This is a genomic window from Kribbella sp. VKM Ac-2566 (genome assembly GCF_004366005.1).
GTDB classification, from domain to species: domain Bacteria; phylum Actinomycetota; class Actinomycetes; order Propionibacteriales; family Kribbellaceae; genus Kribbella; species Kribbella pratensis.
In genome coordinates this window covers 551,636-577,893 of sequence record NZ_SODT01000013.1, presented here as the reverse complement: position 1 = coordinate 577,893, position 26,258 = coordinate 551,636, and the positions used below count along the sequence as shown (strand labels likewise).

Sequence of the window (26,258 nt, the reverse complement as noted above, 5' to 3'; positions counted from 1 at the left end):
CGGTCAGTCCTTGCCTGTGGCCACTGGCCGGGTGGGGTCGGTGATCCATTCGGACCAGCTGCCGATGTAGACCGTCGCGGGGAGGCCGGCGGATTCCAGGGCGAGGGCTTCGTGGGCGGCGGTTACTCCGGAGCCGCAGTAGACCGCGGTCTCGGTCGACGGGGTGACGCCGAGTGCGGTGAAGCGGGCCCGGAGGTCGGCGGGTGGGAGGAAGCGTCCGGTCTCGTCGACGTTCGCGGTCGTCGGGGCGTTGACGGCCCCCGGGATGTGGCCGGCCACTGGATCCATCGGCTCTACCTCGCCCGCGAACCGCTCCGGTGCGCGTGCGTCCAGCAGGATGCCCTTCGCGGCCACCGAGGCCGCGCCGTCGGCGTCGAGCACGGGCAGGTGGCCGGGTGTCGCGGTGAAGGTACCGGCGCCATCAGCCGGTGCGTCCGCGGTGACCTCTCCCCCGGCGGCCTTCCACGCGGCCAGCCCACCGTCGAGAACGCGTACGCCGGTCAGCCCGAAGTACCTGAACACCCACCAGGCACGGGCCGCGGACATCGAGTTCGCGGCGTCGTACACCACGACCGGAGTGTCGGCGGACCTGATGCCGATCCGGCGGAAGGTCTCCGTGACAGTCGTTGCGGTGGGCAACGGGTGGCGGCCGGGGCCGGGGGCGGCGGCGAGTTCGGTGTCGAGGTCGACGAAGTACGCCCTGGGCAGGTGGCCGGCGTCGTACGCCTCCTTGCCGGGCGGGCCGGCCAGGTTCCAGGTGACGTCGACCAGCACCGGAGCAGTGCCCAGCGCGCGCAGCTCCTCAACGGTGATCAACGGACTCATGACGCAGCTCCTCCGAACGGCAGGACTTCGGGTGACAACGTGGCGCGGGCGCGGGCCTGGGTGAGGCGGCGGCGGTGGTGCCGGCGGCAGAGCACCTCGTACGCGACCTCGTGGTCCAGCGACACGATGTCGCCCACCACCAGCTGCTCGCCCTCGGTCACCATCTCCCCACCGATCGTACGGGCGTTGTGCGTGGCCCGTTCACCGCACCAGCACAAGGCCTCGACCTGGAGCAGTTCCATCCGGTCCGCGAGCTCCACCAGCCGCGCCGACCCCGGGAACAGCGTGGCCCGGAAGTCGGTCAGGATGCCGAAGCAGAACACGTCGATCTGCAGCTCGTCGGTCAGCCGTGCGAGCTGCTCGATCTGCAGCGGGCTGTAGAACTGCGCCTCGTCGCACACCACGTAGTCGATCCGGCCGCCGGCCGTCAGCTCGTTCACGACGTAGTCCCAGAAGTCGAAGTCCGTGCGTACCTCGACCGCGTCCGCGGACAGCCCGAGCCGCGACGACAGCACCGACTCCCCCGCCCGGTCGTGGCTGGTGAAGATCCTCCCGACCCTCCCGCGTGCCTTGTGGTTGTGATCCATCTGCAGCGCCAGCGTCGACTTGCCGCAGTCCATGGTCCCGGTGAAATACAGGAGCTCCGCCACGGGCGAACATCCTGCCAAGTCAAAGGTCCCCTCCGCACGTCGGGGTGCACGCCGGGGTGTGTCGGAGGGGTGGGTTGGGTTTTGAGCCTTCGTTCAGCTTGAATGGATTGTGCGCAAAGCCCTGTTCCTCGTCCTCGCGGCCTGTCTTGTGGTCGCCACCGCCACCCTTCCGGCCGGTGCGGCGCCGACCCGGTCCGAGGCGGGACTCCGGGCGTACTTCGTGATCACCGCGCCGAACCAAACCGGCAAGGTGACCGGCGCGATCACGCAGAACGGCGGCACGGTCTATGCGACGTACGACGCGATCGGGGTGATCGTGGCGCACTCGACGGCGACCGACTTCGCGGACAAGCTGCGCGGCGTCGAGGGCGTGCAGAAGGCCGGCGCCACTCGCACCTCCGACCTCCCACCGGACGTCAGCAACCCAGCGGTCCCGCCTGCGGTCGCGGAGACCCCGACGGCGCAGCCGGAGACCGACCGCGCGGACATGACCCTGATCGGTGCGGACCGCGCCTGGGCGAAGAACCCGGGCTCGAAGAGCGTCACCGTCGGCGTGCTCGACACGGGTGTGGACGACCAGCACCCAGATCTCAAGGCGAACTTCGACGCGGCCAAGTCGGCGTCCTGCGCGTACGGCAAGCTCGACACCCGGCCCGGCGCGTGGCGGCCGGTCGGCGAGCACGGCACGCATGTCGCGGGCACGATCGCCGGCGCGAAGAACGGCATCGGGATGGTCGGGGTCGCACCGGGCGTGAAGGTGTCGTCGATCCGGGTGGCCGAGGCCGGGAGCCAGTTGTTCTTCCCGGAGAACACGGTCTGCGCGTTCATGTTCGCGGCCGACAAGGGCGTCTCGGTGACGAACAACAGCTACTACGTCGACCCGTGGCTGTTCAACTGCCCGAGCGACAAGGACCAGGACGCGATCCTCGAAGCCGTACGCCGCTCCGTCGCGTACTCGGACAGCAAGGGCGTCGTGAACGTCGCCGCAGCCGGCAACGAGGACTACGACCTCGCGAACAAGACCGCCGACGAGTCCAGCCCCGACGACTCGACCGCGACCGTGCGCCCCGTCACGAACGATTGCCTCAGCCTTCCGCACGAGCTGCCGAACGTGGTCGTGGTCGCGGCGGTCGACCCGACCAGCGCGAAGTCGCCGTTCTCGAACTTCGGCGAGAACAAGATCAACCTCGCCGCCCCGGGCCAGGCGGTGTACTCGACGGTGCCGGGCGGCGGCTACAAGATTCTCGAGGGTACGTCGATGGCGTCGCCGCACGTCGCCGGTGTCGCGGCCCTCCTCCGCAGCGTCGATCCGAAGCTGAACCCGTCCCAGGTCCGCGCCCGGCTCGCCCAGCAGGCCAACGACCTCGCGTGCCCGCCCGCGGCCTCCGGTGAGTGCTCCGGGTCCGCCGGGAACAACTCGTACTACGGCGAGGGGCTGGTCGACGCGGCCGAGGCGGTCGGTGCGGCGGCTGCGCAGCCGCAGGGCGCGATCTCGGTCACCCAGCCGCCCGAGCAGCTCGGCGTCGGCGGCATCCCGGCGGTCCCGTTGCTGCTGAAGGGCACCGGCGGCACCGGTGACATCAGCTACTCGGCGAGCGGTCTCCCGCCCGGCCTCACCATCGACGCCGAGCGCGGCTGGATCACCGGCGTGCTGACGCCCGGCGCCGGTCGGTACAAGGTGACTGTCACCGCCCGCGACGGCGAAGCCAAGACCGCCACCACCAGCTTCTTCTGGGACGTCTGGAGCTTCTAGTACCCCGCGTCGACAAGCAGCGGGATCTCCATCTCGTCCGGAGTCAGCGAACCGTGGAGGCCGATCAGATCGGCCTCGTGCGCGTGACGGCGGCTGGCCACCAGAGCGACCGGTCCGAGGGCTGCGACGATGACGTCTCCCAGCCGCGGTGATACCCGGTCCTCGACGACCGGACCGAACCAGCCACGCGCGATCGCCTCAGAGCGTGACAGTACGAGCGCCTTCTCACCCAGCCGTTCCCTGTAGACGGCGAGTACGTCGGCCTCCGCGCCGGGAACGCAGTACAGGTGACGGAAACGCGACTCCCCACCGATGAGGGTCACTGCCTCGGTCAGTGCAGGCTCGGCGTCCAGATCCACGCGGTGCTCAGGGGCGACGTCGATCATGCCGTGGTCGGCGACGACGAGCAGTACGGCGTCGCGCGGCAGCGCCGACCGGACCTGTTGAGCGAACGTGTCGGCCGCCGCGAGTTCCTTCTGCCACTGCCACGAGTCGCAGCCCTGTTGGTGGCCGATGTAGTCGAGCTGCGAGTCGTACACGTACACCAGCGACGACTGCCCTTCACGACTCGCGAAACGGGTCGCGTCCAGACGGTCCTCGACAGTGTCGGCGCCGCGGTGTGCACTCCCCCGGAACGCGGCCGCCGTGAGCCCTGACGTGTCGAAGCGCGCCTTGCTCACGTTGCGCGTGGCAACACCTGCTGCAGCTACCCGATCGAACACGGTCCCGTGCGGCTGCCACCGTCGTGGGTCGACCGGCGCGTCCCAGGACAGCGCGTTCAGCAATGCGCCGGTCTCCGGGACGATCGACGTGTAGCCGACGATGCCGTGCGCGCCTGGCGGCAGACCCGTGCCGAGGCTCGTGAGGCTGACAGCGGTCGTCGAGGGCACGCCAGCGGTAAGACTCCTGGGAGTCAGCGACGACAGGTACGGCGCGGCGTCGCCGTACCGCTGAAGGAGATTCCAGCCGAGTCCGTCGAGCAGGAGGACGGCGTACCGGGAGGCGGGCGGCAGGCCGAGGAGGTTGGTCTCCCCCGGCACCGACAGCGCGCCGGCCACCGACGGCAGAACGTCGGCGAGCGCGCCGCCGCCGTACTGCGGCGACATCGGCTGGATCACGGCGTTACCTGCTGGTGGTCGCGAACGAGAGTGCCTTCGCGAACTCGAGCACCTGCTGGATCCCGGCCGGACCGTCGGCCGCGGCGCTGATCCGCAGCGAGATGTCGTCGGCCGCGACCGAACCGGTGTAGCCGTGGTCGGCCTCGCAGTTCGGATCCGCGCAGACGGCCGGCTCCAGGTCGATCCGGTTCACCATGCCCCAGCCGATGGTCAGCACCACCTCACCGCTGCCCGCGACCGCCGGGTCGGCCTTGCCGGTGGCGTAGCCCGCCGGGTTCGGTACGACGCGGTTCACGACGACGGCGTTCACCCGGTGCAGCGGGATCGCCTCGGTCGACGTGGACGCGTACGGCGCGCGGATCAGTTCGTCCGCGGCGTGCTCGTCGGTGTGCCCGACGATCAGCCGGGTCGGGGTGAGCGCCAGGATCGTGATGTGCCGCCGGACCTCGTCGCGGTCGAACGTCGGCTCGTGCTGGAGCACGTAGGCTCGGATCGGTTCGCCGGCGATCGCCACCTCGAGCGAGTCGGTCACCACATCGGGGTAGTAGCCGCACCGATCGATGGCGTCGCGCAGGTCCGCCGACGCATCCGCGAGCTCCGGTGTATTCAGGTCACGCATGCACTCATCCTCGCACGATCGTGCCCGGGAGCGTTTTCACCCTTGTGGACAACCGCGATCAGTTCGCGCTTGCCTTCCGCAGCACCGGTGCTCCGGCAGCGCCCGCGACGGTGACCAGAACGAGCCCTGCGACGACCTGCCCGAGCAGCAGCAGTACGCCGGAACTCCCCTCGGTCATCACCTTTCCGCCACTCAACGCCAGTCCGCACAGCGCGCCGAACCCGACGACGGGCAACCCGACTCCGACGACCGGTAGGACGGCCGCGACGCGAGCTGCTCGCTCGATCACCGACAGCGGAACGCCGGACCGCCGTAGCGCCCGTGCAGGAGCTGCCTGGTCCAGCGCCGTACCCACTGCTCCCGCAGCCGTCGACGCAGCCACGGTCAGGAAGACCAGTGAGAGCAGCAACGCGACACCGATCCGCAGGTCGTTGAAGGACGGATCGTCTTCGCCAGTGGGCATGAACACCGAGATGAACCCAGTGACGAAACCGGACAGTACTAGAGCGGCCACAGGCCGGAAAGCACCCTTTGGGTCGTCTACCAGGCGCCGACCGGCCAGCAACGTCACAGGTCCGTTTGCCGCCTTCGCCATCGCCTTGCCCACCAGCTGCACCGCCCACGGTCCGACCACGCGTACGGCGAGCGCCGCGAAGCCGACAGCGATCAGCAACGGCAGCACAGCCGCCCGCATCCCGTAGTACGCCAGCATCACCGGACCGATGACCAGCAACCCGATACGCAGCACGCTCAAGCCCTTGCGGGTTTGGCCGCGTACGACGCCCAGTGGGGTGATGCTGACTCGTCCGAGGCCGATGAGTGCACTGATGACGGACAGGATGGGTACGGCGACCAGTACGACGAGGACCGTCCACCACTGGACCGTGATGTCACCGACGTACCAGCGTCCGCCGCCGAGCGGGATCTGCGCGATCAGCGGACTCAGAGCGGTGTAGCCGATCAGGCCGACGACTGCACCGGCCGCAGCGAGCACGGCTTGTTCTACTGCGCTCAGCCAGAGCACCTGGGTCCGGGTTGCACCAGCAAGACGCAGTGCGGCCAGTCGGTGCTCGCGGCGCTTGGCTGCGACACCAGCGGCCTGTCCGACGAGGCTCAGGATCGGGAACAGCACCAGGATGATGCCGAACGCCACTGCGATGAGCAGTCCGGCCATACGGCTGTCCCACACCTTCTCGTTCCAGCTGCTGACGTACTGCGGGTGCTGGTCGGAAGGGATCGTCCGGACGCCGCGGATGATGATGAACTCTTCTGGCGACGACAGACCCTTGTCACTGATCACCCCGGTCGGCTTATCTGCGCCGTACTGCTTGCTGAGGCTGGACCAGCGTTTCGCGACCTCCGGCGAGACGAAGACCTCACCGGGCTTGGGGGTGTGATCGAGGCCCGGTGGTGGTGCGAGCTCGTTGGGGCGCAGGACCGCGAGGTCGAGAACGCTCAGGCGGTGACCGTCGGCCCGCTGGTCGTCGTCCAGGTTCAGCGAGCCGATCGCGGTTGTCGGATCAGCCTTGTCCGCACTCCGCCACCCGATCCGCTCCGACCGGTGCGACAACCCGAGCGAACCGGCAATCAGAAACGTGACCAGCAGCGCGACCACTGCAGTCGCACCGAAGGCGGCCAGGTTGGCGGCACGTCCGCCGGGCCCGGGACGTCGTACGAACCGCAGGCCGAGTTCAGTCATCGGGTTCATCGCACGGCTCCCATGGCGTCGCTGACTCGGCCGTCAACGATGTGGAGGGCCCGGTGGCAGCGGGCGGCTACAGCATTGTCATGGGTGACGACTACTACTGCGGCACCGCGGTAGGTCGCGGCGCCTACGAGCAGGTCGATGACCTGTGAGCCGGTGGCCGCGTCCAGTGCGCCGGTTGGTTCGTCGGCGAAGACCACCTGCGGCTCGCCGACCAGTGCCCGCGCGATAGCTACCCGCTGCGCCTGACCGCCGGACAACTCACCCGGTCGACGACCAACCTCAGCGGCCAGCCCGACCTGGGCGAGGATCGTCCGCGCGCGTCCGATCGCCTCGCGCCGGCTCAGACCGTCGACCATCAGCGGCAGGGCGACGTTCTCGTCGGCGGGAAGCTCGGCGAGCAACTGGTTGTCCTGGAACACGAAACCGAGACGGCGACGGCGCAGTACGGTCCGAGCGGCGTCGTTCAGCTGGTCGACACGTTCACCGCCCAGCCAGACCTCGCCCTGGTCCGGCGTGAGGATGCCGGCGAGCACGTGCAGCAGGGTGGTCTTGCCGTTGCCACTCGGGCCCATGACCGCGAGCGCTTCGCCGGACCGGACGGCAACGTCCACGCCGGCCAGGCCGACCACGCTGCCGTAGTGCTTGACCAGGCCGTGCCCACTCAACACAACCTGCGACTGGGGACTCTGAAAGTTCATGCCCAGAGCCTTTCGCGATCACCGCCCGCGATCGTCGGCCCGCGGATCGGTCCTGTCGTCGTCTTTAGACCGGTACGACGTACGACCCAAGTCGTACGTCAGTCGGTGCGGAACGCTGACGGATATGCGTCGCGGTAGCTCGGGATCGTCCCACCCGGGGTCTCCACCGACTCCGCGTTCAGCATCGCGTGCACGATCGCCCGCGACAGCGTCCGCGCGCCCGCGGTGTACACGGTCTCCAACTGGCCGAGCGCGAGCGGATCGGTCACGCTCAGCCGCGGCTCGTCCGTCGACCGGGTCGACAGCGCGAAGATGCTGTCGCCGTCGACGAGCGTGTGGATCGGGTCGATCGCCCGCGCCAGCCCGTCGTGCGCGACCATCGCCATCCGCTGCGTCGCGGCCTTGTCCAGCGGTACGTCGGTGGCGACGACCGCGATCACGGTGTTCATCCCGGTTGTCATCCCAGTTGTCATCCCGGTTGTCGCTGCCGGGCCCGGGATCAGGTTGCGGCCGGGCGCCGCGGGTGGCGGCGGCTCGACCGGCGTTCGCAGGTGCGTGAACTCGTCGCCGAGTCCGAGGCGGGCGCCGTACAGGTTGCCGTCGGCATCGACCGCGGAGCCGGCCGCGTTCACGATCACCAGCGCGCCGACCGTCGTACCGTCGTCCAGCCGGACGCTCGCCGAGCCGACGCCGCCCTTCAATGAACGGGCCCGGGCACCGGCCCCGGCACCGTGGTTGCCCAGGGCAACCGGACCGTCGGTGGCGGCGGCGATCGCGTCAGCTCCCCAGGACGGCTCCGGCCGTGCCTTGAAGTCGCCGCCGCGGGCGAGGTCGAAGATCACCGCGGTCGGGACGATCGGCACCACGTCGTACTCGCCCTGACCGACGCGGACACCCTCGCCGCGCTCCTCCAGCCAGCGCATCACGCTGCCGGCCGTGTCGAGCCCGAACGCGCTGCCGCCGGTCAGGACGATCGCGTTCACGCCGCCGTTCGAGTTCACCGGCGCGAGCAGGTCCGTCTCGCGGGTGCCGGGCGCGCCACCGCGGACATCGACCCCGGCGACAGCCGTTCCCGGCACGTGCACGACCGTCGTACCGGTCAAGTACGGCGGGTCCAGGCGCTCGACCTGTCCGACCGAGATTCCAGGCACATCGGTAATCGCGTTCTGCGGGCCGGGCTGCATGCCGAAGATCCTAATCCGGTTGCGGTGAGCGTTAGCGTGAAGGGATGAACACCGATCAGCTCTGTGGTCTGCTGGCCGAACCGTCGAGGTTGCGGACGTACTCCGCGATCGTCCTCGGCGCCTCCACTCCCGAGCAGGTTGCCGGGAGCACCGGACTCCCCGCACCTGTCGTGGTGAAGGCGTTGCAGCGGCTGACCAAGGGCGGACTGATCGCGGCGAGCCGGGACGGGTTCACGGCGGACGAGGCCGCGTTCAAGGACGCCGTACGGGAGAGCCGTCCGGAGCGGGTTCCGCTGGATCCCGATCCGGCTCGGGACAACGTGCTGAAGTCGTTCATCCGTGACGGGCGGCTGACCCACTTCCCGACGTTCCCGGACAAGTACCGGATCGTCCTCGAGTACCTCGTCCAGTCGTTCGAGGTAGGTCGCTCGTACCCCGAGTCCGAGGTCAACGAGATCCTCAACCGCTGGCACCCCGACCACGCCGCCCTCCGCCGAGGCCTGGTCGACGGGAGACTCCTCAACCGCGACAACAGCATCTACACCCGCCCCTAGCTCCCGCCGCCAGCACGTCCCCCACAACCCCGGCCCTCACTGCCAACCCCGGCACAACCCTCCCCAAACCAGTTCGGGGAGGCCCTCAACCGGGACCGGGGAGCCCTACTGCTCGATCCGGGTGGGTAACCCTCCCCAAACCAGTTCGGGGAGAGGCGTTGCGGGGCTTACGTGAGGCGGCGGGCGGGGGTGTCTTGCCGGGGCTTCTCGTTCGGGGCGATGCGGATTCTGGTGTCGAGGACGGTGGCGCCCTGGGCGGCGACGAGGACTGAGCGGAGGTCCAGGCGGACGACCTCCTCGAGGTCGAGGGTCAGGCGGGACACCCGGTGCAGGAGGTCCTCGATCGCCGGGATGTCCACGGGATCCGAGCCGCGGTAGCCGTACAGCAGGGGCGCGGCTTTCACCTCGCGCACCATCTCCGCCGCGTCGCGGGTGGTGAGCGGCGGCATCCGGTACGAGCGGTCGCCGAGCAGATCCGTCGCGACGCCGGACAGCCCGAACGTCACCACCGGCCCGAACGACACGTCCTCGATCGTCGAGATCACCACCGGTACGCCGGGCGGCGCCATCTTCTGTACGACGAACTGCGCCCGCCCCGGATCCGACGCGACCCCGAACGTGTGGGTCATCTCCGCCCAGGCCGCGCGCATGTCGTCCTCGTCGTGGATGTGCCGCCAGATGTCGGCGAGGTCCGGCCGCATCCGCCACTGCTCCGCGGTCGCCTTCAGGATCACCTCGAACCCCAGGTCCGCGGCCCGGTCGACGGCCTCGTCCGCGGACAGCACCGGGAACGCCGGCAGCACCGAGATCCCGTAGAAGGCCAGCAGCCGCTGCCGGTCGGTCTCGTCGAGGTCCGCGCCGGTCGGGTGCCGCTGCAGGAACTGCTCGACGAAGTCTTCTCCCCCGGCGGTGTCGATGTCCGGCAGGTCCGGGATCCGGCTGTCCGACCGGCGCCGCCACTCGGCGTACTGCGTCGCCTTCGCCAGCGCGCCGACGGCGTACTGCGGATTGAGGAACGAGGGGATCGAGCCGCGCGCGGCACCGCCGTCCTCGTCCGGCACCTGCAGCTCGGCGGGCACGCTCCGGGACGCGAGGAAGGTCGACACCACCGGCTTGTCCGAGCCCGCGGCGGCCGCGGCGAGCACCTGCGCCACCTCGCCGCCGTTCGACTGCACCGGCGGTGTGTAGATCACCACGACCGAGTGCACCTTGTCGTCGGCGAACACCTCGGACAGGGCAAGACCGAAGTCGGACGGAGTCGCGTCGGCGCTCAGGTTCCGCGGCTCCCCCGCGACGTCGAGGCCGCAGCTCGCCATGGTGTCGAGCGCGAGCAGCGTCAGCGCGTCCGAGTTCGAGACGATCGCGACCCGGCGGCCTTTCGGCAACGGCTGGTGGGCGAGCAACTGCGCGACGTCGAACAGTTCGCCGGTGGTGTCCACACCGATCAGGCCGCTCTGCCGGAACATCGACTCGATGCTCTCCGGCGGCAAGTGGCTGCGCCGGACGAGCTGTCCGACCGGCACGCCCTGGGTGGCTCGCCCGGACTTGAGCGCGATCACCGGTTTCCGCCCCGCGAGCCGGCGTGACACCCGGCTGAACTTGCGCGGGTTGCCGAGCGACTCCAGGTACAGCAGGACGACCTCGGTGGCCTCGTCGGAGTACCAGTACTGCATCAGGTCGTTGCCCGAGACATCCGCCCGGTTGCCGGCCGAGACGAAGCTCGACAGTCCCAGACCACGCCCGACCATGTCGGCGAGGATCGGCACACCGAGCGCGCCCGACTGGCAGAAGAACGCGACCCGGCCCTTGCTCGGCATCAGCGGTGACAGGGTCGCGTTCAGCGAGACACCGCTCGCGGTGTTGATCAGGCCGAGCGCGTTCGGCCCGATCACCCGCATGCCGTAGGACCGCGCGAGACCCACCAGGTACCGCTGCCGCTTGCGCCCCTCGTCCCCGATCTCCGCGAACCCGCTCGAGACCACGACCAGCCCGCGCACACCCTTCGCCGCGCAGTCCAGGACGACGTCCGCGACCATGTCCGCCTTGACCGCGACCACCGCGAGGTCGACGGTGTCCTCGACCTCCCGGATCGTCGGGTACGCCGGGACGCCCTCGATCTCGGACGCTTTCGTATCGGTGTTCACGGCGTACAGCCGACCGGGGAAACCGCCGTCGCGGAGATTGCGCAGCAGCGCGTTGCCGATCGTGCCCTCGCGGCGGCTCGCGCCGATGACGGCGACCGAGGACGGGGTCAGCAACCGCGCGATCGACAGCGCCTCGGAGCGCTGCTCGCGGGCCTGCATCACACCGAACGACGTGTCGGTCGGCGCGATGTCGAACTCGACCATGATGACGCCGTCCTCGAACTCCCGGGCGACCTTGTACCCGGCCTCGGTGAAGACCGTGATCATCTTGCGGTTGTCCGGCAGCACCTCGGCGATAAACCGGTGGATGCCGTTCTCCCGCGCCGCCTGCGCCAGATGCTCCAGCAGGAGCTGCCCGAGCCCGCGTCCTTGGTGCGCGTCCTCGATCAGGAACGCGACTTCCGCCGTACGCCGGCCCGTGCCCTCGTAGCGTCCGACGCCGATCATCTCGTCACCGACCGTGACGATCAGCGCCAGCCGCTGGTGGTAGTCGACCTGCGTGAACCTCGCCACATCACGCTCGGACAGCTCCGGGTACGGGGCGAAGAAGCGGTAATACTTCGACTGCTCGGACACCCGCGCGTAGAACGCCACCAGCAGCGCGGCATCGTCCGGCGTGATCGGCCGCAGATGCGCGGTCGCGCCGTCCCGCAGGACGACATCGGCCTCGTACTCCGCCGGATAGCCGTCCGGAGGCTCGTGGTCATACTGGTCCGGCACCCAGACAGCGTACTCAAACAGCCACTGGAGAGGACCCAATTTGGTCGCGCGGATCGCGCCGGTGCTGGTGTTCCTCGTCGCAGTGACCGTCATCGCCGAGCTGGCCGACCAGGCCAAGGTGTTCGACGTCGCGGCGCGGGAGGCCGCGCACCTCGCCCGCGGCCGGGTCTGGCGTCTCTGGCTACTGGTCGTCGCGCTGGCCACGGTCCTCACCATCGTGCTGTCCCTGGACACCTGCGCGGTCCTGCTGACGCCTGTGGTGCTGTCGATGGCCCGCCAACTGGACATCCCGCCGAAGCTGTTCGCGTTCACCACCGTCTGGCTGGCCGGTACGGCGTCCCTCCTGCTGCCGGTGTCCAACCTCACGAACCTGCTCGCCCTGCACCCGTTCCGCAAGCTGGATGTCAGCTATCTGTCCGTGAGCTGGCGCCCTGCGATCGCCGCGATCGTCATCACCGTCGTCGTGCTCGCGGCGCTCTTCCACCGCGACCTGCCACGCCGGTACATCGTCCCGCCGACACCTGCGGTCGAGGACAAGGTCCTGTTCTGGGGCTCCGCGGCTGTCTGCCTGCTGCTCGGCCCGGCGTTCGTCTCAGGTATCGAGGTGGCTTGGCCCGCGAGCATCGGTGCGGTCGCGCTGGTCGTCCTGTTCGCCGTACGGCGGCGCAGCGTGCTCAGGTGGTCGCTGATCCCGTTCAAGCTGGTCGGCACCGTCGTGGTGCTGTTCACCGTGGTCGGGCTCCTGAGCTCCCACGGCCTCGAGGACCTCCTTCGGCGGGTCGCCGGCACTACCTCGGAGCTGCGCTTGAGCGCGACCGCTGCACTCGGAGCGAACCTGTTCGACAACCTCCCGGCGTACCTCGCCATGGAGCCGGTCGCCGCGGACAGCCCGCACCGCATGCTCGCACTGCTCATCGGCGTCAACTGCGGTTGCCTGCTCACCCTGTGGGGCTCGCTGGCCACGCTGCTCTGGCGGGCGCGCTGTGACGCCGCCCGCGTGGACATCTCCTGGTGGTCCTTCCTGTGGCGCGGACTGATTCTCACGCCACTCGTCGTGACCGGAGCCGTACTCGCGCTGAATGGGTAATGTGCGCTGCATGGCGACGGAGCAGAGCACTTCGGAGGTCACCCGGGAGTTCCGGACGGCGCGCGACTTCCTGGTTGCGCATCGGGACGACTACGAGACGGCGTACCGGGACTTCAACTGGCCGGCGTTCGAGCGGTTCAACTGGGCGCGTGACTGGTTCGACGCGCTCGCCGTCGAGCAGCCCGAGGTGGCGGCGCTGACGATCGTCGAGGAGGACGGCAAGGTCACCTCGCGGACGTACGCCGAGATGGGCGAGCGATCCCGCCAGGTGGCCGGCTGGCTGACCGAGGCCGGGCTGAAGCCGGGCGATCGCGTGCTCATCGTCCTCGGCAACCAGGTCGAGCTGTGGGAGACGATGCTCGGCTGCATCCGCGCCGGCGCGGTGATGATTCCCGCCACCACCCTGCTCACCGACGCCGACCTCGCGGACCGGATCTCCCGCGGCAACGTCCGCGCCGTCGTCACCAGCGGCGCAGACGCCGGCCGGTACGCCGGGATCGCCGACCACTGCATCCGCGTCGCCGTCGGCGAGCCGACGGAAGGCTGGCTCGCCTACGCCGACTCCGAAATCTACGAAGGCCCCGTGCCTGACGTCGATACGGCGGCCGACGACTCGCTGCTGCTCTATTTCACCTCCGGTACGACAAGCCAGCCGAAGCTGGTCGAGCACACACAGGTGAGCTACCCGGTCGGCCACCTGTCCACGATGTACTGGATCGGCCTGCAGCCCGGCGACGTACACCTCAACGTCTCCTCGCCCGGCTGGGCGAAGCACTCGTGGAGCAACGTGTTCGCGCCGTGGAACGCCGGCGCGACCGTCTTCCTCTACAACTACACGCGGTTCAACGCCGAGAAGATGCTGCAGGTGCTGCAGGAGTACGGCGTGACCACGTTCTGCGCGCCGCCGACGGTGTGGCGGATGCTGATCCAGGCGGACCTGTCCGCGGTCGAGGTCCGGATCCGCGAGTGCATCTCGGCCGGTGAGCCGTTGAACCCCGAGGTGATCGAGCAGGTCCGCACCGCGTGGGGCATCACGATCCGGGACGGCTACGGCCAGACCGAGACGACCGCCCAGATCGGCAACCCGCCCGGTCAGCCGGTCAAGCTCGGGTCGATGGGTCGCCCGCTGCCCGGGTACAGCATCGCGCTGATCGACCCGGCCACCGACGAGATCGGCGACGACGGCGAGATCTGCATCGAGCTGGCGCCCGCGCCGGTCCCGCTGATGCGCGGGTACCGGGACGCGCAGGAGCTCACCGAAGAGGTGATGCGGAACGGGTACTACCACACCGGCGACGTCGCGAGCCGGGACGAGGACGGCTACATCACGTACGTCGGACGCTCGGACGACGTGTTCAAGGCCAGCGACTACCGCATCTCGCCGTTCGAGCTGGAGTCGGTGCTGATCGAGCACCCGGCCGTCGCCGAGGCGGCCGTCGTACCGTCGCCGGATCCGGTGCGGCTCGCCGTACCGAAGGCGTACGTCGTTCTCGCCGCGGGCCACGAACCGTCGCGTGAGCTCGCCGGGGAGATCCTCGCGTTCTGCCGCGAGCACCTGGCGCCGTACAAGCGGATCCGGCGGATCGAGTTCGCCGAGCTGCCGAAGACGATCTCCGGGAAGATCCGGAGAGTCGAACTCCGCGCGGACGAGGCCGCGAAGGTCGAGAGCGGGACCGGCGGGCAGACGTACGACGAGGCGGACTTCAAGTAAGCGATGTCGTTCCACACCGGGCTCGGCTGGGCCGCCGTTGTCGTCCTGCCGTTGCTGATCGCCATCGGGGTGGGAGCCTCGCGGTACGCCGGGCTCCGCCACGACAAGGGCATCGTCACCGCTGCGCTGCGTGCGGTCGTGCAGCTCGCCGCGGTCGGAGCGGTGGTCGGGATCGCGCTGCAGCACACGCTCGGCGCGATCGCGTTCGTGCTGCTGATGTTCGTGGTCGCGACGGTGACGAGCACGCGACGGCTCCAGCACACCGTCGTCGTCCCGCGGCAGTGGATGTACTGCGCGGCAGCGATCGGGAGCGGAGCGTTCGCCGTACTGATGCTCCTGATCCTGCCGGGCGTCGTACCGCGGAACCCGGCCAGCATCCTGCCGATGGGCGGCATCATCGTCGGCGGCGCGATGACCGCGACCACCCTCGCCGGGCGCCGGGTGCTGAGCGAATACGGCAACCGGTACGGCGAGTTCGAGGCGGGACTGTCGATCGGGCTGCTGCAACCGGACGCGTTCAAGCTCGTGGTCGGCCCGGTCGCGGGTGATGCCCTGCTGCCGGCCCTGGACCAGACCCGCACCGTCGGCCTCGTCACGCTCCCCGGCGCGTTCGTCGGCATGGTCCTCGGCGGGGCCTCACCGACCCAGGCAGCCGCGCTCCAACTCGTCGTACTGATCGGCCTGGTCGCGGCCGAGGCGATCGCGATCCTGGTGGTGACGGAGCTCCTGTCACGCTCGACGCTTCCCGACGGGCGTACCGTTTCCTCATGAGCGACGACAAGAGCATCTTCAGCCGGATCGACGAACTGGTGGCCGAGGAGCATGAGCTGCGGACCAAGCACGCGGCGGGACAGGTGAACGACACCGACGAGCATGCCCGGCTCCGGGCGCTCGAGGTCGAGCTGGACCAGTGCTGGGACCTGCTCCGCCAGCGCCGCGCCAAGCGCGAGTTCGGCGAGAACCCCGACGACGCCGCCGCCCGCTCCGGCGACACCGTCGAGGGCTACCTCAACTAGATATCCGGACTAGAAACCGCGCAGTTTCCTGGGGGTGATCCGGATCAGGACCGAGTAAGCAGCGTGGAACTGGTCCGGCGTCATCCCGAGGCCGGCGATGTCGGCGGCGTACTTCGTGTTGTACGCCGCCAGCGCGTCGCCGCTGATCGGGTCCGGGTCGATCACCGCCGTACCGGAGACGACGCCGACGTCTCCCCCGGTGTGGGTGGCGTTGAAGTTGACCGTGACCTGCGGATGGCCGGCGATGTTGCGCAGCTTGGCCTTGTTCGGCTCGCTGCTGATCAGGATCTCGTCGTCGTGCCAGAGGAACCACACCGGCGTCGGCGCCGGCGTGCCCGACGGGGCGACCGTGGTCAGCCAAACCACCCGCTCGTCGGCGAGCTGCCGTGCGATCCGCTTGCCGAAGCCGGTGGACGTGTCGATCGTGAACATCAGAGCCCTTCGGAAGAGATCGGTCCGAGACGTCCCCACTCGATCGCCGGGCAGTGGTCCATCACCATCGTGAGACCCGCGGCCGTCGTCCGTGCGTAGGCGTCCTGATCCACTACGTCGAGCTGGAACCACACCGCTTTCGCCTTGATTCCCACCGCCTGGTCCGCGATCTCCCCGGCCAGCTCGGACCGCACGAACACGTCCACGCAGTCCACCGGGAACGGGATGTCCGCAAGCGTCGCGTACCCCTGCTCCCCGTGCACCGTCTCGGCCGCCGGATGCACCGGCACGATCCGCTTCCCATGACTCTGCAGGAACCGCGCCACGCCGTACGCCGCCCGGCCGGTGTTGTTCGACAACCCCACCACGGCCCACGTGTCGCACTCGGCCAGGATCTTACGAATCGCCTCGTCCATGACTAGCCCCTCAAATACGTCAGCACTGCGGAAACGCGCCGGTCCAACCCTTCGTCCAACCGCAGCTTGGCGAAGATATTCCCGACGTGTTTGCGGACGGCGGCCTCGCTCACCACCAACTGCTCCGCGATCGAGCCGTTGACGCGGCCCTCCGCCATCAGCGCGAGCACCTCCAGTTCGCGCGGCGTCAGCGCCGACAGCGGCCCGTCGTTCCGCCGCCGCGCCAGCAGCTGCCGCACCACCTCGGGGTCGACCACGGTCCCGCCGTCCGCGACCCGGTCCAGCGACTCGAGGAACTCGGTCACGTGCCCGACCCGGTCCTTCAGCAGGTACCCGATCCCGCCGGTCGTTGTCTCCAGCAACGACGAGAGGTACGCGTCCGCGACGTACTGCGACAGCACCAGGATCCCGATCGCGGGCAGCTCCGCCCGGACCGCAGCCGCGGCCCGCAACCCCTCGTCGCTGTGCCCGGGCGGCATCCGTACGTCGGTGATCACCATGTCCGGCGGGTCCTTGCGTACGACGGCCAGCAGCGCGTCCCCGTCCCCCACGGCGTCCCGTACCTCGTGCCCGGCGCGATCCAGGATGCTGGCAAGCCCCTCCCGCAGTAGCAGCGAGTCCTCCGCCAGCACGATGCTCAGTCGCCGAGTCGGCACGGGCACTCCATCCTCAGTCGGGTCGGCCCACCGGGTGGGCTGTCGACGTCGAGTGTGCCGCCCAGAGCGTCCAACCGCGTCACCAACCCGGTGAGACCCGTCCCCGCACCGAGTTGCGCGCCACCGATGCCGTCGTCCTGCACCGTGATGACGAGCCGGTCGCGGTCCACCCAGCCGGTCACCTCGCACGTCGACGCCTGCGCGTGTTTGGCGACGTTCGCGAGCGCCTCACTGACGACGAAGTACGCCGCAGCCTCGATCGGCCCCGGCAGCCGCGTCGGGATCGACAACTGCAGCGTCACCGGCAGCGGCATCCGATCGGCAACTTCCCGTACGGCGGCCTCCAGCCCGTGATCCACCAGCACCCGCGGATGAATGCCTCGTACAGCGGCCCGCAGATCCGCCAACGCAGCCTCCGCCTCGCCGTGCGCCTTCACCACCAACCGCCGGCCCTCGCCGTCCGGCAGGTCCAGCTCGGCCAGACCGAGTGTCATGGTGAGCCCGACGAGCCGCTGCTGTACACCGTCGTGCAGATGCCGTTCGATCCGCACCCGCTCGGTCTCGAACGCGTCCACCAGGTCCAGCCGGGAACGCCGCAGCTCGGCGAGATTCCGCTGCAGTTCCTCCTGCCGCGGTCCGAGCATCGCCTTCGCCAGCGAGGCCTCCGCTCCGGCGATCACCCCGAGCAGGTACGAGCTGACCACGTAGAACACCGGCCCGAACAGGACGAGGAACAGGAATCCTTCCTGCGCCGAGTCCAGCGTCCACGGCCCCATACCCAGTTGGTCCTCGTCCGCGATGATCGGCGCCGCGATCGTGATCAGGAGGACCGTCGCACTGATCCCCGCGAACGCGGCGCTGAACGGCCAGACGAACACCCCGAGCACGAAGCCGTACCCGAGGGCCCGCATCGACGCCTGCTCGCGCCGGCGGTATGTCAGCTTCGCCCGCGACGTCAGTCCGGCAGGCAGTTTCGCGTGCGGACTCTTGATGCCCTCGACCAGCATCAGCCCTGCTCGCCGTCGCTCGATCCACCCGATCGCCGCGCCGAGCAGCGGGAACGCCGCCAGCATCAGGATCCCGACCAGGATCGGGCTCAGCAACGCACTCAGCCCGGCCAGCCCGACCAGCACCACGATCGACACCGCACCCATCGGCACGGACGAGAACAGGTACGCATAGCTCCGCCACGGCCACGACGAAATGAGGTAGCGCGGCGACGCCAATGCGGCCCACACGGTCATGGCGACAACCCTAAGCGGGTACCGGCTGCTGGGCGGTAGCGTGCGCGCTACTGCAGGTCTCCCCTGTGGGCCAGGGTCCAGAACGCCGTACGCGGGTTTGCTGGGACTATGACCGCTACTGCGCCCACCTATCCGTACACCGCACCGGCCGGGCCGCCTGCGCTGCTACTGGACAGCATCACCAAGACGTACCGCTCCAAGGCTGGAGCGGTCGACGCGCTGCGCGGGGTGACGTACCACTTCGCGCGGGGCTCGTTCACCGCTGTGATGGGCCCGTCCGGCTCCGGCAAGTCGACACTGCTGCAGTGTGCGGCAGGACTCGACCATCCGACCACAGGCACCGTGGTACTCAACGGAGTCACCCTGCTCGGGCTTAACGAGGTAGAGCTGACGAAACTGCGCCGGGCCGAGATGGGCTTCGTCTTCCAGGCGTACAACCTGCTGCCGTCGTTGACCGTGTACGACAACGTGGCGCTCCCGCTGCGTCTCACCGGTCGCCGCCCGGCGCGGAACGACGTACAGCGGGTGCTGGAACAAGTCGGCCTGGAGGGCAAGGCGAAGCGGCGACCTGCGGAACTGTCCGGCGGGCAGCAGCAGCGGGTCGCCATCGCGCGGGCGTTGATCACGCGGCCGTCGGTGTTCTTCGCCGACGAGCCGACCGGCGCGCTGGACAGCGGCACCAGCCGGCAGATCCTCGGACTGTTGCGGGAGGCAACCGACCGCGTCGGCCAGACCGTGGTGATGGTGACCCACGATCCGGTCGCGGCCGCGTACGCCGAGCGCGTGCTGTTCCTGTCCGACGGGCTGCTCGCCGGCCACCTCGATCGCGCCACGCCCGCGCAGATCGCGGCGGCGATGAGCGACCTGGAGCGGTGATGTTCTTCCTCAGCCGGCAGACCGTCGGACGTCACCGCTCGCTGTATGCCGGATCGTTCGTGGCGCTCGCCGTCGGGGTGTTCCTGCTCGGGCTGGCCGCGACCGCGACGGCCGCCACGATCGCCTACCACGGCCCGGCCTCCGCGAGCATCAGCGTCACGACGCTCGGCGGCGACGGTACGGCGCCCCAGAACGTGAAGGTGCCGTTGTCGGACGCCGACGTGTCCGGTTTGCAGACCGTGCTCAGCATGGTCGGGACGATCAGCGGGTTCATCACGGTCTTCGTGATCGCCAGCACGTTCGCATTCGCCGTCGCGTCGCGGCGGCGGGAGTACGGGCTGCTGCGCCTGATCGGAGCGACGCCGCGGCAGATCCGCCGGATGGTGCTCGGCGAGGCCGTCGCGGTCGCGCTCGCCGCATCGCTGACCGGTGCGATCGCGGCTCAACTCGCGACGCCGCTGTTGCTGCGCAAGGCGTCGTACACCGAGCTGGCACCCGTGAAGCTGGAGCCGGCGTCACCGTGGGTTCCGCTGGCGATCGCCGTCGGGGCCGGGTTGCTGGTCGCGATGCTCGGTGCGCGTTCGGCGGCCCGGCGGGCAGGCCGGGTCGGTCCCATCGACGCGTTGCGCGAGGCCTCACTGGAGCCGCCGCGGATCGGGCCGGTGCGGGTCGTGTTCGGGCTGCTGTTCCTGGCCGGCGCGATCACCATGCTGACCCTGATCCGGCCGTCCAGCGGTGAGGGCGCCGTACCGCTCGCGATGTTCACGCCGATGGTGATGGTGATCGCGCTGACCCTGCTCGCGCCCCTCGTCGTACCGCTGGTCGGACGGGTGTGGGCAGTGCCGCTCGTCGCGTGGACGCAGGTGTCGGGGCGGCTGGCGCGGAGCAACGTGCTCGCGGCACCGCGGCGGAGCGCGTCCCTCGCGGCGCCGATCCTCGCCATCTCGGCGATCGCCGGGTCCATGGTGCTGAGCCTCAGTTTTGCCGCGGACAGTGCGGCGGCGACCATCCCGGACGCGGTCCGGGCGCCGATCGTCGTCACCGGCGCCGCACCCGTTGACCGCGCTGGGGTGAAGGCGGTTGATGCGGGTGTGCCTCTTCAGGTGGTGCGGGTCGCGGCCGACTACGCGGAACTCGAGGATGCGGAGGGGATCGATCCGGTCATCGCGTCACAGACCCGGGACCTGACCGTTCGGTCCGGTGATCTCGGCGAGCTGACCGGCAATACGGTTGCTGTCAGCAAGGAGATGGCGGGTTTCGAGGGCTATCGCGTCGGCGCCGAGGTCCCGGTGGTCTTCCCCGACCGGAAGCCGGTGAAGCTTCGAGTGGTCGCGATCGTGAAGGACGCGTTCGGGGTGAACCCGTCGTTCCTGATCCCGCTCGAACTTGCGCGCGAACACGCACCGCAGGCCCGGACGGAGCGGAGTTTCGTACTGCCCGCCGACGGGGTTGCTCCGGCCGATCTCGTGCAGCGGATTCCCGGTGCGCAACTCGCAACCGACTGGGAGGCCGACCAGGCGGAGGGTCTGCGGAAGGGGAACCGGCTTGGGCTCGTCATGCTGCTCGGCCCGGCCGCGCTCTACAGCGCCATCGCGATCGCCAACACGCTCCTCATGGGCAGCCTGCAGCGCCGTCACGAGTTCGTCACCTCGCGATTGCTCGGTGCGACGCCGGCGCAGCTACGGCGCATGGTGCTCTGGGAGTCGTCGCTGGTCGGAGCGGTCGCTCTCAGTCTCGGGGCCGCGATCACGATCACGGTCGGTGTTCTCGTACGACATTCGATGACATCAGGCGTCGCCGACGTACCGATCACCGTGCCGTGGGGCATCCTGCTGGGCATCGGCGGACTTTGTCTGACGCTGGCGGTAGGGTCCGCTCTGGCCCCGACTGCGTACCTCCTGCGGGTCGTGGCCGGGCAAAACGCAATCCAGCAGGGACAATAGGTACGGCGCCGGACCGTCGCGGCGCCCGTACCGCTTGATCGAGGAGTTCGTAGACCCGCATGGCACGCCGTACCAGCACCGCCGAACCCGAGGACTTCGAGGAGCACATCCTCGACATCGACGTCTCCGACGAGATGCGCACCAGCTACCTGGAGTACGCCTACTCGGTGATCTACTCCCGGGCGCTGCCCGACGCCCGGGACGGGCTCAAACCGGTCCAGCGGCGGATCCTGTTCTCGATGGCGGAGAACAACATCCGCCCCGACCGCGGCCATGTGAAGTCGGCCCGCGTCGTCGGTGAGGTCATGGGTAAGTACCACCCGCACGGCGACGGCGCGATCTACGACGCCCTGGTCCGGACCGCCCAGCCGTGGTCGATGCGGGTGCCGCTCATCGACGGCCACGGCAACTTCGGCTCCCTCGACGACGGCCCGGCCGCGATGCGCTACACCGAGTGCCGGATGGCGCCGCCGTCGATGGCCATGACGACCGGTCTGGACGAGAACGTCGTCGACTTCAAACCGAACTACGACGGCCAGGAGACCGAGCCGTACGTCCTGCCGGCCGCCTTCCCGAACCTGCTGGTCAACGGCGCCGCCGGGATCGCGGTCGGCATGGCCACCAACATGGCCCCGCACAACCTGGTCGAGGTGATCCAGGCGCTCCGGCACCTGATCAAGACGCCGGGCGCGGACCTCGACGACCTGATGCGGTTCATCCCCGGGCCGGACCTGCCGACCGGCGGCAAGATCGTCGGCCTGGAAGGCATCAAGGACGCGTACGCGACCGGCCGCGGCAGCTTCAAGATGCGCGCCACCGCCCGCGTCGAGAACGTCACTCCGCGCCGCAAGGGCATCGTGGTCACCGAGCTGCCGTACTCCGTCGGTCCGGAGAAGGTGATCGAGAAGATCAAGACCCTGGTGCAGAGCAAGAAGCTCCAGGGCATCGCGGACGTCAAGGACCTCACCGACCGGACTCACGGCACTCAGCTCGTCATCGAGGTCAAGAACGGCTTCGTCCCCGAGGCGCTGCTCGAGCAGCTCTACAAGCTGACCCCGCTCGAGGACGCGTTCCACGTCAACAACGTCTGCCTCGTCGAGGGACAGCCGCGCACCCTCGGCCTGAAGGAGCTGCTCGAGGTCTACCTCGAGCACCGGTACGACGTGACCCGCCGGCGCAGCGAGTTCCGCCGGAAGAAGGCCCAGGACCGGCTGCACATCGTCGACGGCCTGCTGATCGCGATCCTGGACATCGACGAGGTCATCCAGGTGATCCGCAGCAGCGACGACTCGGCCGAGGCCCGGGCCCGGCTGATCGAGATCTACGACCTGTCCGAGGTCCAGGCGAACTACATCCTGGACATGCCGCTGCGCCGGCTGACGAAGTACTCCAAGCTCGAGCTGGAGACCGAGAAGGGCGAGCTGGAGCGCGAGATCGAGGCGCTGACCGCGATCATCGAGGACGTCGCCCTGCTCCGCAAGACGGTCTCCGACGAGCTCGCCGAGGTCGCGAAGACGTACGGGACGCCGCGGCGGACCGTGCTGCTGGAGTCGTCCGGCGCGACCAAGACGGCCGCTGTGCCGCTGGAGGTCAGCGACGACCCGTGCTGGATCCTGATGAGCTCGACAGGGCTGCTCGCGCGGACCAACGGCGTGGAGCCCTTCGGTCCCAGTGACTCGCGCGCGAAGCACGACGCGATCGTGTCCGCGGTGAAGAGCACGGCCCGCGGGCAGTACGGCGTGATCACCAGCGCGGGCCGCTTGATCCGGCTCGAGTCGCTCGACCTTCCCGCCGTACCGACGACCGCGAACGCGCCGAACCTGCAGGGTGGCGCGCCGATCGCGGAGTTCGTGTCGCTGGATCCGGGCGAGAAGGCGCTGGCTCTGACCACGATGGATCCGGACTCGGTCGGTGTCGCTCTCGGTACGGCGGGTGGCGTCGTGAAGCGCGTCGTACCGGATCACCTCAGCAACCGCGACTCGTGGGAGATCATCGGTCTCAAGGACGGCGACGAGGTCGTCGGAGCGGTCGAGCTGACCACCGGTGACGAGGAGCTGTGCTTCATCACCTCCGACGCGCAACTGCTGCACTTCCCAGCGTCGGCCGTGCGGCCGCAAGGGCGGACCGCGGGCGGTATGGCCGGCGTACGGCTCGCCGCGAAGGCGAAGGTGGTCTTCTTCGGTGCCGTGGACACCGCGCGTGAGGCGCAGGTCGTGACCATCGCGGGCTCGTCGTCCGCGCTGCCGGGGACCGAGGTCGGCGCGGTGAAGGTGACGCCGTTCAGCGAGTACCCGGGCAAGGGCCGCGGGACCGGCGGTGTGCGTTGCCAGCGGCTGCTGAAGGGCGAGGACGGCCTGCTGCTCGGGTACGTCGGCACGGCGCCGGTGAAGGCCAGCGCGAACAGTGGTGCACCGGTCGAGCTGCCACCTGTCGACATGCGGCGCGACGGATCCGGCGTACCGGTTGCTCAGCCGATCGCTGCATGCGCTCCCGATCTGGCAGGCTGACCTCTGTGAAGAGAGTGCTCGCGCTGTGCGCGGTCGTGGTACTTGCGGTGGCGGGCTGTAGCGACAAGAAGGACACCGGCGGGAACCAGCCCACCGCAGACGCGGTCGGGCTGCTGACCGACGTCAAGAAGACCATCGACGAGGCCGCCAGCGTGCACATCGTGCTGACCGGCCGCGACCTGCCGGACAGCGGGAACACGCTCGCCAGCGGCGACGGCGTCGCGACGCACGCGCCTGCGTTCAAGGGCAAGCTGACCGTGCGATCGTCCGGTTCCCCGATCGACGCCGACGTGGTGGCGGTCGGAAGCAAGGTCTACGCCAAGGTGTCGTTCTCCCCCAGCTACATCGAGCTCACGCCGACCCAGCTGGCCGGGCTCGGCGCACCCGACCCCGCGATCCTGCTCGATCCGGCGAAGGGCCTGACCGCGGTCCTGCCGACGCTCAAGGACGCCAAGGTGAAGGGCGAGACCCGCGACGGCGCGAAGGTCCTCACCGAGGTCACCGGCTCCGTCGAGGGCAAGTCTCTTCAGGGCATCTTCCCGAAGGCCCCGGCCGACCAGAGCTTCCCGAGCACGTTCAAGATCGACAAGAGCAGCAAACAGCTGATCTCGGCGACCATCACCGGCCCGTTCTACTCCGGTGCCACCAGCAGCTACGACGTCACCCTGGACAAATACGGCGAGAAGATCGAAATCACGAAGCCGTGACCCCGAGGACCCGCCTCACGCTGGCTTCGATCGCCGTTGCGTTTGCGGCAGCCGATACGTACGTCGTCGTGCTGGCGTTGCCGGACATGATGGCCGGGGTCGGGCTGTCCGCGGACGAGTTGCAGCGGGCGGCGCCGATCATCTCCGGGTTCCTGCTCGGGTACATCGCCGTACTGCCGCTGATCGGGCGGATCGCAGACGTTGCCGGTCGTACGCCGGTGCTCGTCGGGGCGCTCTTGCTGTTCGCGGTCGGGTCGCTGATCACGGCCGGCGCCTACGACCTGCCGCTGGTGGTAACCGGTCGGTTTCTTCAAGGAGTCGGCGGCGGCGGGCTCGTGCCGGCGACGCTGGCATTGGTCGCGGACCTGTGGCCGGCGGAGCGGCGCGGGTTGCCGTTGGGCGTGGTCGGGGCAGTGCAGGAGCTGGGCTCCGTGCTCGGTCCGTTGCTGGGTGCCGTCGTACTCGCGGTAGCTGACTGGCGGTACATCTTCTGGCTCAACCTTGTCGTCGCCGTCGTGCTCGCGCTACTGCTTCGCGGCCGCTGGCGACCACGGCTCTCGGGCGCCGTCGGGTTGCTCGCTTGCCTTGCGCTCGGGCTGACACTCACAGCACCGGATCGACTCGCGTCCGGCGTGACGCTCGGTCTGCCCTTTGTGCCCTTCACCGGAACGTCCCGGCTGCTCACGCCGATCGGGGTCGTCACACTGGTACTGGCGCTTGTCTGGCTCGGCCTTGTGCTCTGGCGGACTCGTGGACACCTGGCCGCAGTGCTCTCGCGAGTCGACCTCGTCGGTGCGCTGCTGCTCGCGCTGGCACTGGCTGGTGTCGTGCTCGCTTTCGCGACGGCGGATCCCGAGCGCGAGCTGATGTCGCCCGCTGGACCGTGGCTGCTCGTCGCGGCGGCCGTGTTCGCCGTCGCCTTCGCGCTGTGGCAGCGTCGTACGGCGGCCGCGATCGTGCCTCGTGACCTGCTGGGTGGTCGCCCGGCCTGGGGCTCGTTGGTGGTCAGTTTTCTGATCGGATGCGCGCTGATCGCGGCGCTGGTCGACGTACCGGTGTTTGCTCGCACGACGCAGGGCGGTGGACAGCTGGCGGCCGCGCTGGTGCTGCTGCGGTTCCTGATCGCTTTGCCGGTCGGCGCGGTCATCGGCGGGTGGCTGACACGGCGCCATGGGCTCGGATTGATCACCGGTGCCGGGCTCGGCTTGTCCGGGGCGATGTTCGTCGTGATGGCGTTCTGGAGCCGTACGGCGCTGGATCACTGGCCGGCGACCGTCGTACTGCTCGTCTGCGGCTTCGGATTCGGCCTGGCGCTGTCACCGCTCAACACCGCCATGCTCGGTGCGACACCCGCCGACAGCCACGGCCTCGTGAGCGCGCTCGTCGTGGTCGCGCGGATGGTCGGCATGCTCGTCGGGGTCTCGGCGCTGACCGCGATCGGGCTCCGCCGGTACTACGCGATTGCCGACAGCATCAAATCGCCCAACGAGCTCTGCCCGAACTCCCCCGGCGACTGCCGCCCGTTCGTCGACGCGCTCCGCGACGCGGCCGTTTCACAAGTTCACGCGATCTTCGCCGGGGCCGCTGTGTGCGCGTTCCTGGCCGCCGTCCTGGGCGTCCTGCTGCTCGGGCGGCGTGGCGTACTGCACACATGATGATCATCATGAGGGACAGGCGTCTCAGGTCGCGT

General features: G+C 69.4%; 23 protein-coding genes. 11 read left to right on the top strand and 12 right to left on the bottom strand.

From position 1 onward, the window contains the following. Positions 1–3: 3 nt before the first annotated feature. Together EV647_RS33535 and EV647_RS33530 are read right to left on the bottom strand one after the other, a co-directional pair. Positions 4–825: a sulfurtransferase gene (locus EV647_RS33535; RefSeq protein ID WP_134010124.1), complete on the bottom strand. Its 822-nt coding sequence runs from the start codon at positions 823–825 to the stop codon at positions 4–6. Next, the gene (locus tag EV647_RS33530; protein ID WP_133789333.1) at positions 822–1,475 is read right to left on the bottom strand and encodes a thymidine kinase; all 654 of its coding nucleotides are present in this window, start codon (positions 1,473–1,475) and stop codon (positions 822–824) included. The genes EV647_RS33535 and EV647_RS33530 overlap by 4 nt, the downstream gene beginning before the upstream one ends. 109 nt (positions 1,476–1,584) lie before the next feature. Between EV647_RS33530 and EV647_RS33525 the strand changes: the two genes are divergently transcribed. Further along, positions 1,585–3,228, top strand: coding sequence for a S8 family serine peptidase (locus tag EV647_RS33525; protein ID WP_238177518.1), 1,644 nt, complete (start codon positions 1,585–1,587; stop codon positions 3,226–3,228). On the opposite strand, the gene EV647_RS33520 is transcribed toward EV647_RS33525, so the two are convergent. The 5 genes from EV647_RS33520 to EV647_RS33500 all read right to left on the bottom strand — a co-directional run bounded on the left by EV647_RS33520 (position 3,225) and on the right by EV647_RS33500 (position 8,555). Further along, positions 3,225–4,346: an alkaline phosphatase family protein gene (locus tag EV647_RS33520; protein WP_238175050.1), complete on the bottom strand. Its 1,122-nt coding sequence runs from the start codon at positions 4,344–4,346 to the stop codon at positions 3,225–3,227. The genes EV647_RS33525 and EV647_RS33520 overlap by 4 nt on opposite strands. 4 nt (positions 4,347–4,350) lie before the next feature. Then, positions 4,351–4,965, bottom strand: a complete 615-nt coding sequence (locus EV647_RS33515) for a DUF5998 family protein (protein ID WP_133789331.1) — start codon at positions 4,963–4,965, stop codon at positions 4,351–4,353. Positions 4,966–5,023: 58 nt separating this feature from the next. After that, complete coding sequence (locus EV647_RS33510) at positions 5,024–6,673, bottom strand: FtsX-like permease family protein (protein WP_134010119.1); 1,650 nt, start codon at positions 6,671–6,673, stop codon at positions 5,024–5,026. Next, a complete protein-coding gene (locus EV647_RS33505; RefSeq protein ID WP_134010117.1) occupies positions 6,670–7,371 on the bottom strand; it encodes an ABC transporter ATP-binding protein in 702 nt (233 codons plus the stop codon). Before EV647_RS33505 ends, EV647_RS33510 begins: the two co-directional genes overlap by 4 nt. Positions 7,372–7,469: 98 nt before the next feature. Further along, a complete protein-coding gene (locus EV647_RS33500; protein ID WP_134010114.1) occupies positions 7,470–8,555 on the bottom strand; it encodes a P1 family peptidase in 1,086 nt (361 codons plus the stop codon). 44 nt (positions 8,556–8,599) lie between these two features. Here EV647_RS33500 and EV647_RS33495 point away from each other — a divergent pair, with 44 nt between their 5' ends. Then, positions 8,600–9,109, top strand: a complete 510-nt coding sequence (locus EV647_RS33495; protein WP_134010112.1) for a DUF2087 domain-containing protein — start codon at positions 8,600–8,602, stop codon at positions 9,107–9,109. 167 nt (positions 9,110–9,276) lie between these two features. On the opposite strand, the gene EV647_RS33490 is transcribed toward EV647_RS33495, so the two are convergent. Beyond that, a complete protein-coding gene (locus EV647_RS33490; RefSeq protein WP_166680485.1) occupies positions 9,277–11,973 on the bottom strand; it encodes a bifunctional GNAT family N-acetyltransferase/acetate--CoA ligase family protein in 2,697 nt (898 codons plus the stop codon). A gap of 40 nt (positions 11,974–12,013) precedes the next feature. On the opposite strand from EV647_RS33490, the gene EV647_RS33485 reads away from it, so the two are divergent. The 4 genes from EV647_RS33485 to EV647_RS33470 are packed head-to-tail and all read left to right on the top strand — an operon-like array spanning position 12,014 to position 15,787. After that, complete coding sequence (locus tag EV647_RS33485) at positions 12,014–13,060, top strand: SLC13 family permease (RefSeq protein ID WP_134010110.1); 1,047 nt, start codon at positions 12,014–12,016, stop codon at positions 13,058–13,060. 10 nt (positions 13,061–13,070) lie between these two features. Further along, the gene (locus tag EV647_RS33480) at positions 13,071–14,771 is read left to right on the top strand and encodes an AMP-binding protein (protein ID WP_134010108.1); all 1,701 of its coding nucleotides are present in this window, start codon (positions 13,071–13,073) and stop codon (positions 14,769–14,771) included. Positions 14,772–14,774: 3 nt separating this feature from the next. Then, complete coding sequence (locus EV647_RS33475; protein ID WP_134010106.1) at positions 14,775–15,542, top strand: ABC transporter permease; 768 nt, start codon at positions 14,775–14,777, stop codon at positions 15,540–15,542. Beyond that, the gene (locus EV647_RS33470; RefSeq protein WP_133789323.1) at positions 15,539–15,787 is read left to right on the top strand and encodes a DUF2630 family protein; all 249 of its coding nucleotides are present in this window, start codon (positions 15,539–15,541) and stop codon (positions 15,785–15,787) included. The genes EV647_RS33475 and EV647_RS33470 overlap by 4 nt, the downstream gene beginning before the upstream one ends. A gap of 9 nt (positions 15,788–15,796) precedes the next feature. On the opposite strand, the gene EV647_RS33465 is transcribed toward EV647_RS33470, so the two are convergent. From EV647_RS33465 to EV647_RS33450, 4 genes are read right to left on the bottom strand one after another with little or no spacing between them, the layout of a single operon-like run. Beyond that, positions 15,797–16,219 carry a TIGR03667 family PPOX class F420-dependent oxidoreductase gene (locus tag EV647_RS33465; RefSeq protein WP_134010104.1) on the bottom strand — a complete coding sequence of 141 codons (423 nt, stop codon included), beginning with the start codon at positions 16,217–16,219 and terminating at the stop codon, positions 15,797–15,799. After that, positions 16,219–16,635 carry a CoA-binding protein gene (locus tag EV647_RS33460; protein ID WP_134010102.1) on the bottom strand — a complete coding sequence of 139 codons (417 nt, stop codon included), beginning with the start codon at positions 16,633–16,635 and terminating at the stop codon, positions 16,219–16,221. The genes EV647_RS33465 and EV647_RS33460 overlap by 1 nt, the downstream gene beginning before the upstream one ends. Before the next feature lie 2 nt (positions 16,636–16,637). Next, positions 16,638–17,291: a response regulator transcription factor gene (locus EV647_RS33455; protein ID WP_134010100.1), complete on the bottom strand. Its 654-nt coding sequence runs from the start codon at positions 17,289–17,291 to the stop codon at positions 16,638–16,640. Further along, complete coding sequence (locus EV647_RS33450) at positions 17,273–18,535, bottom strand: sensor histidine kinase (RefSeq protein ID WP_134010098.1); 1,263 nt, start codon at positions 18,533–18,535, stop codon at positions 17,273–17,275. Before EV647_RS33450 ends, EV647_RS33455 begins: the two co-directional genes overlap by 19 nt. Before the next feature lie 108 nt (positions 18,536–18,643). Here EV647_RS33450 and EV647_RS33445 point away from each other — a divergent pair, with 108 nt between their 5' ends. The 5 genes from EV647_RS33445 to EV647_RS33425 are packed head-to-tail and all read left to right on the top strand — an operon-like array spanning position 18,644 to position 26,223. Then, on the top strand, positions 18,644–19,411 hold the full coding sequence (locus EV647_RS33445) for an ABC transporter ATP-binding protein (protein WP_134010096.1): 768 nt from the start codon (positions 18,644–18,646) through the stop codon (positions 19,409–19,411). Further along, positions 19,411–21,354, top strand: coding sequence for an FtsX-like permease family protein (locus EV647_RS33440; RefSeq protein WP_134010094.1), 1,944 nt, complete (start codon positions 19,411–19,413; stop codon positions 21,352–21,354). The genes EV647_RS33445 and EV647_RS33440 overlap by 1 nt, the downstream gene beginning before the upstream one ends. Positions 21,355–21,413: 59 nt before the next feature. Next, complete coding sequence (locus EV647_RS33435) at positions 21,414–23,861, top strand: DNA topoisomerase (ATP-hydrolyzing) subunit A (protein WP_134010092.1); 2,448 nt, start codon at positions 21,414–21,416, stop codon at positions 23,859–23,861. A gap of 5 nt (positions 23,862–23,866) precedes the next feature. Further along, positions 23,867–24,568: an LppX_LprAFG lipoprotein gene (locus EV647_RS33430; RefSeq protein WP_134010090.1), complete on the top strand. Its 702-nt coding sequence runs from the start codon at positions 23,867–23,869 to the stop codon at positions 24,566–24,568. Then, positions 24,565–26,223, top strand: a complete 1,659-nt coding sequence (locus EV647_RS33425) for an MFS transporter (protein WP_134010088.1) — start codon at positions 24,565–24,567, stop codon at positions 26,221–26,223. Before EV647_RS33430 ends, EV647_RS33425 begins: the two co-directional genes overlap by 4 nt. Positions 26,224–26,258: the final 35 nt, after the last annotated feature.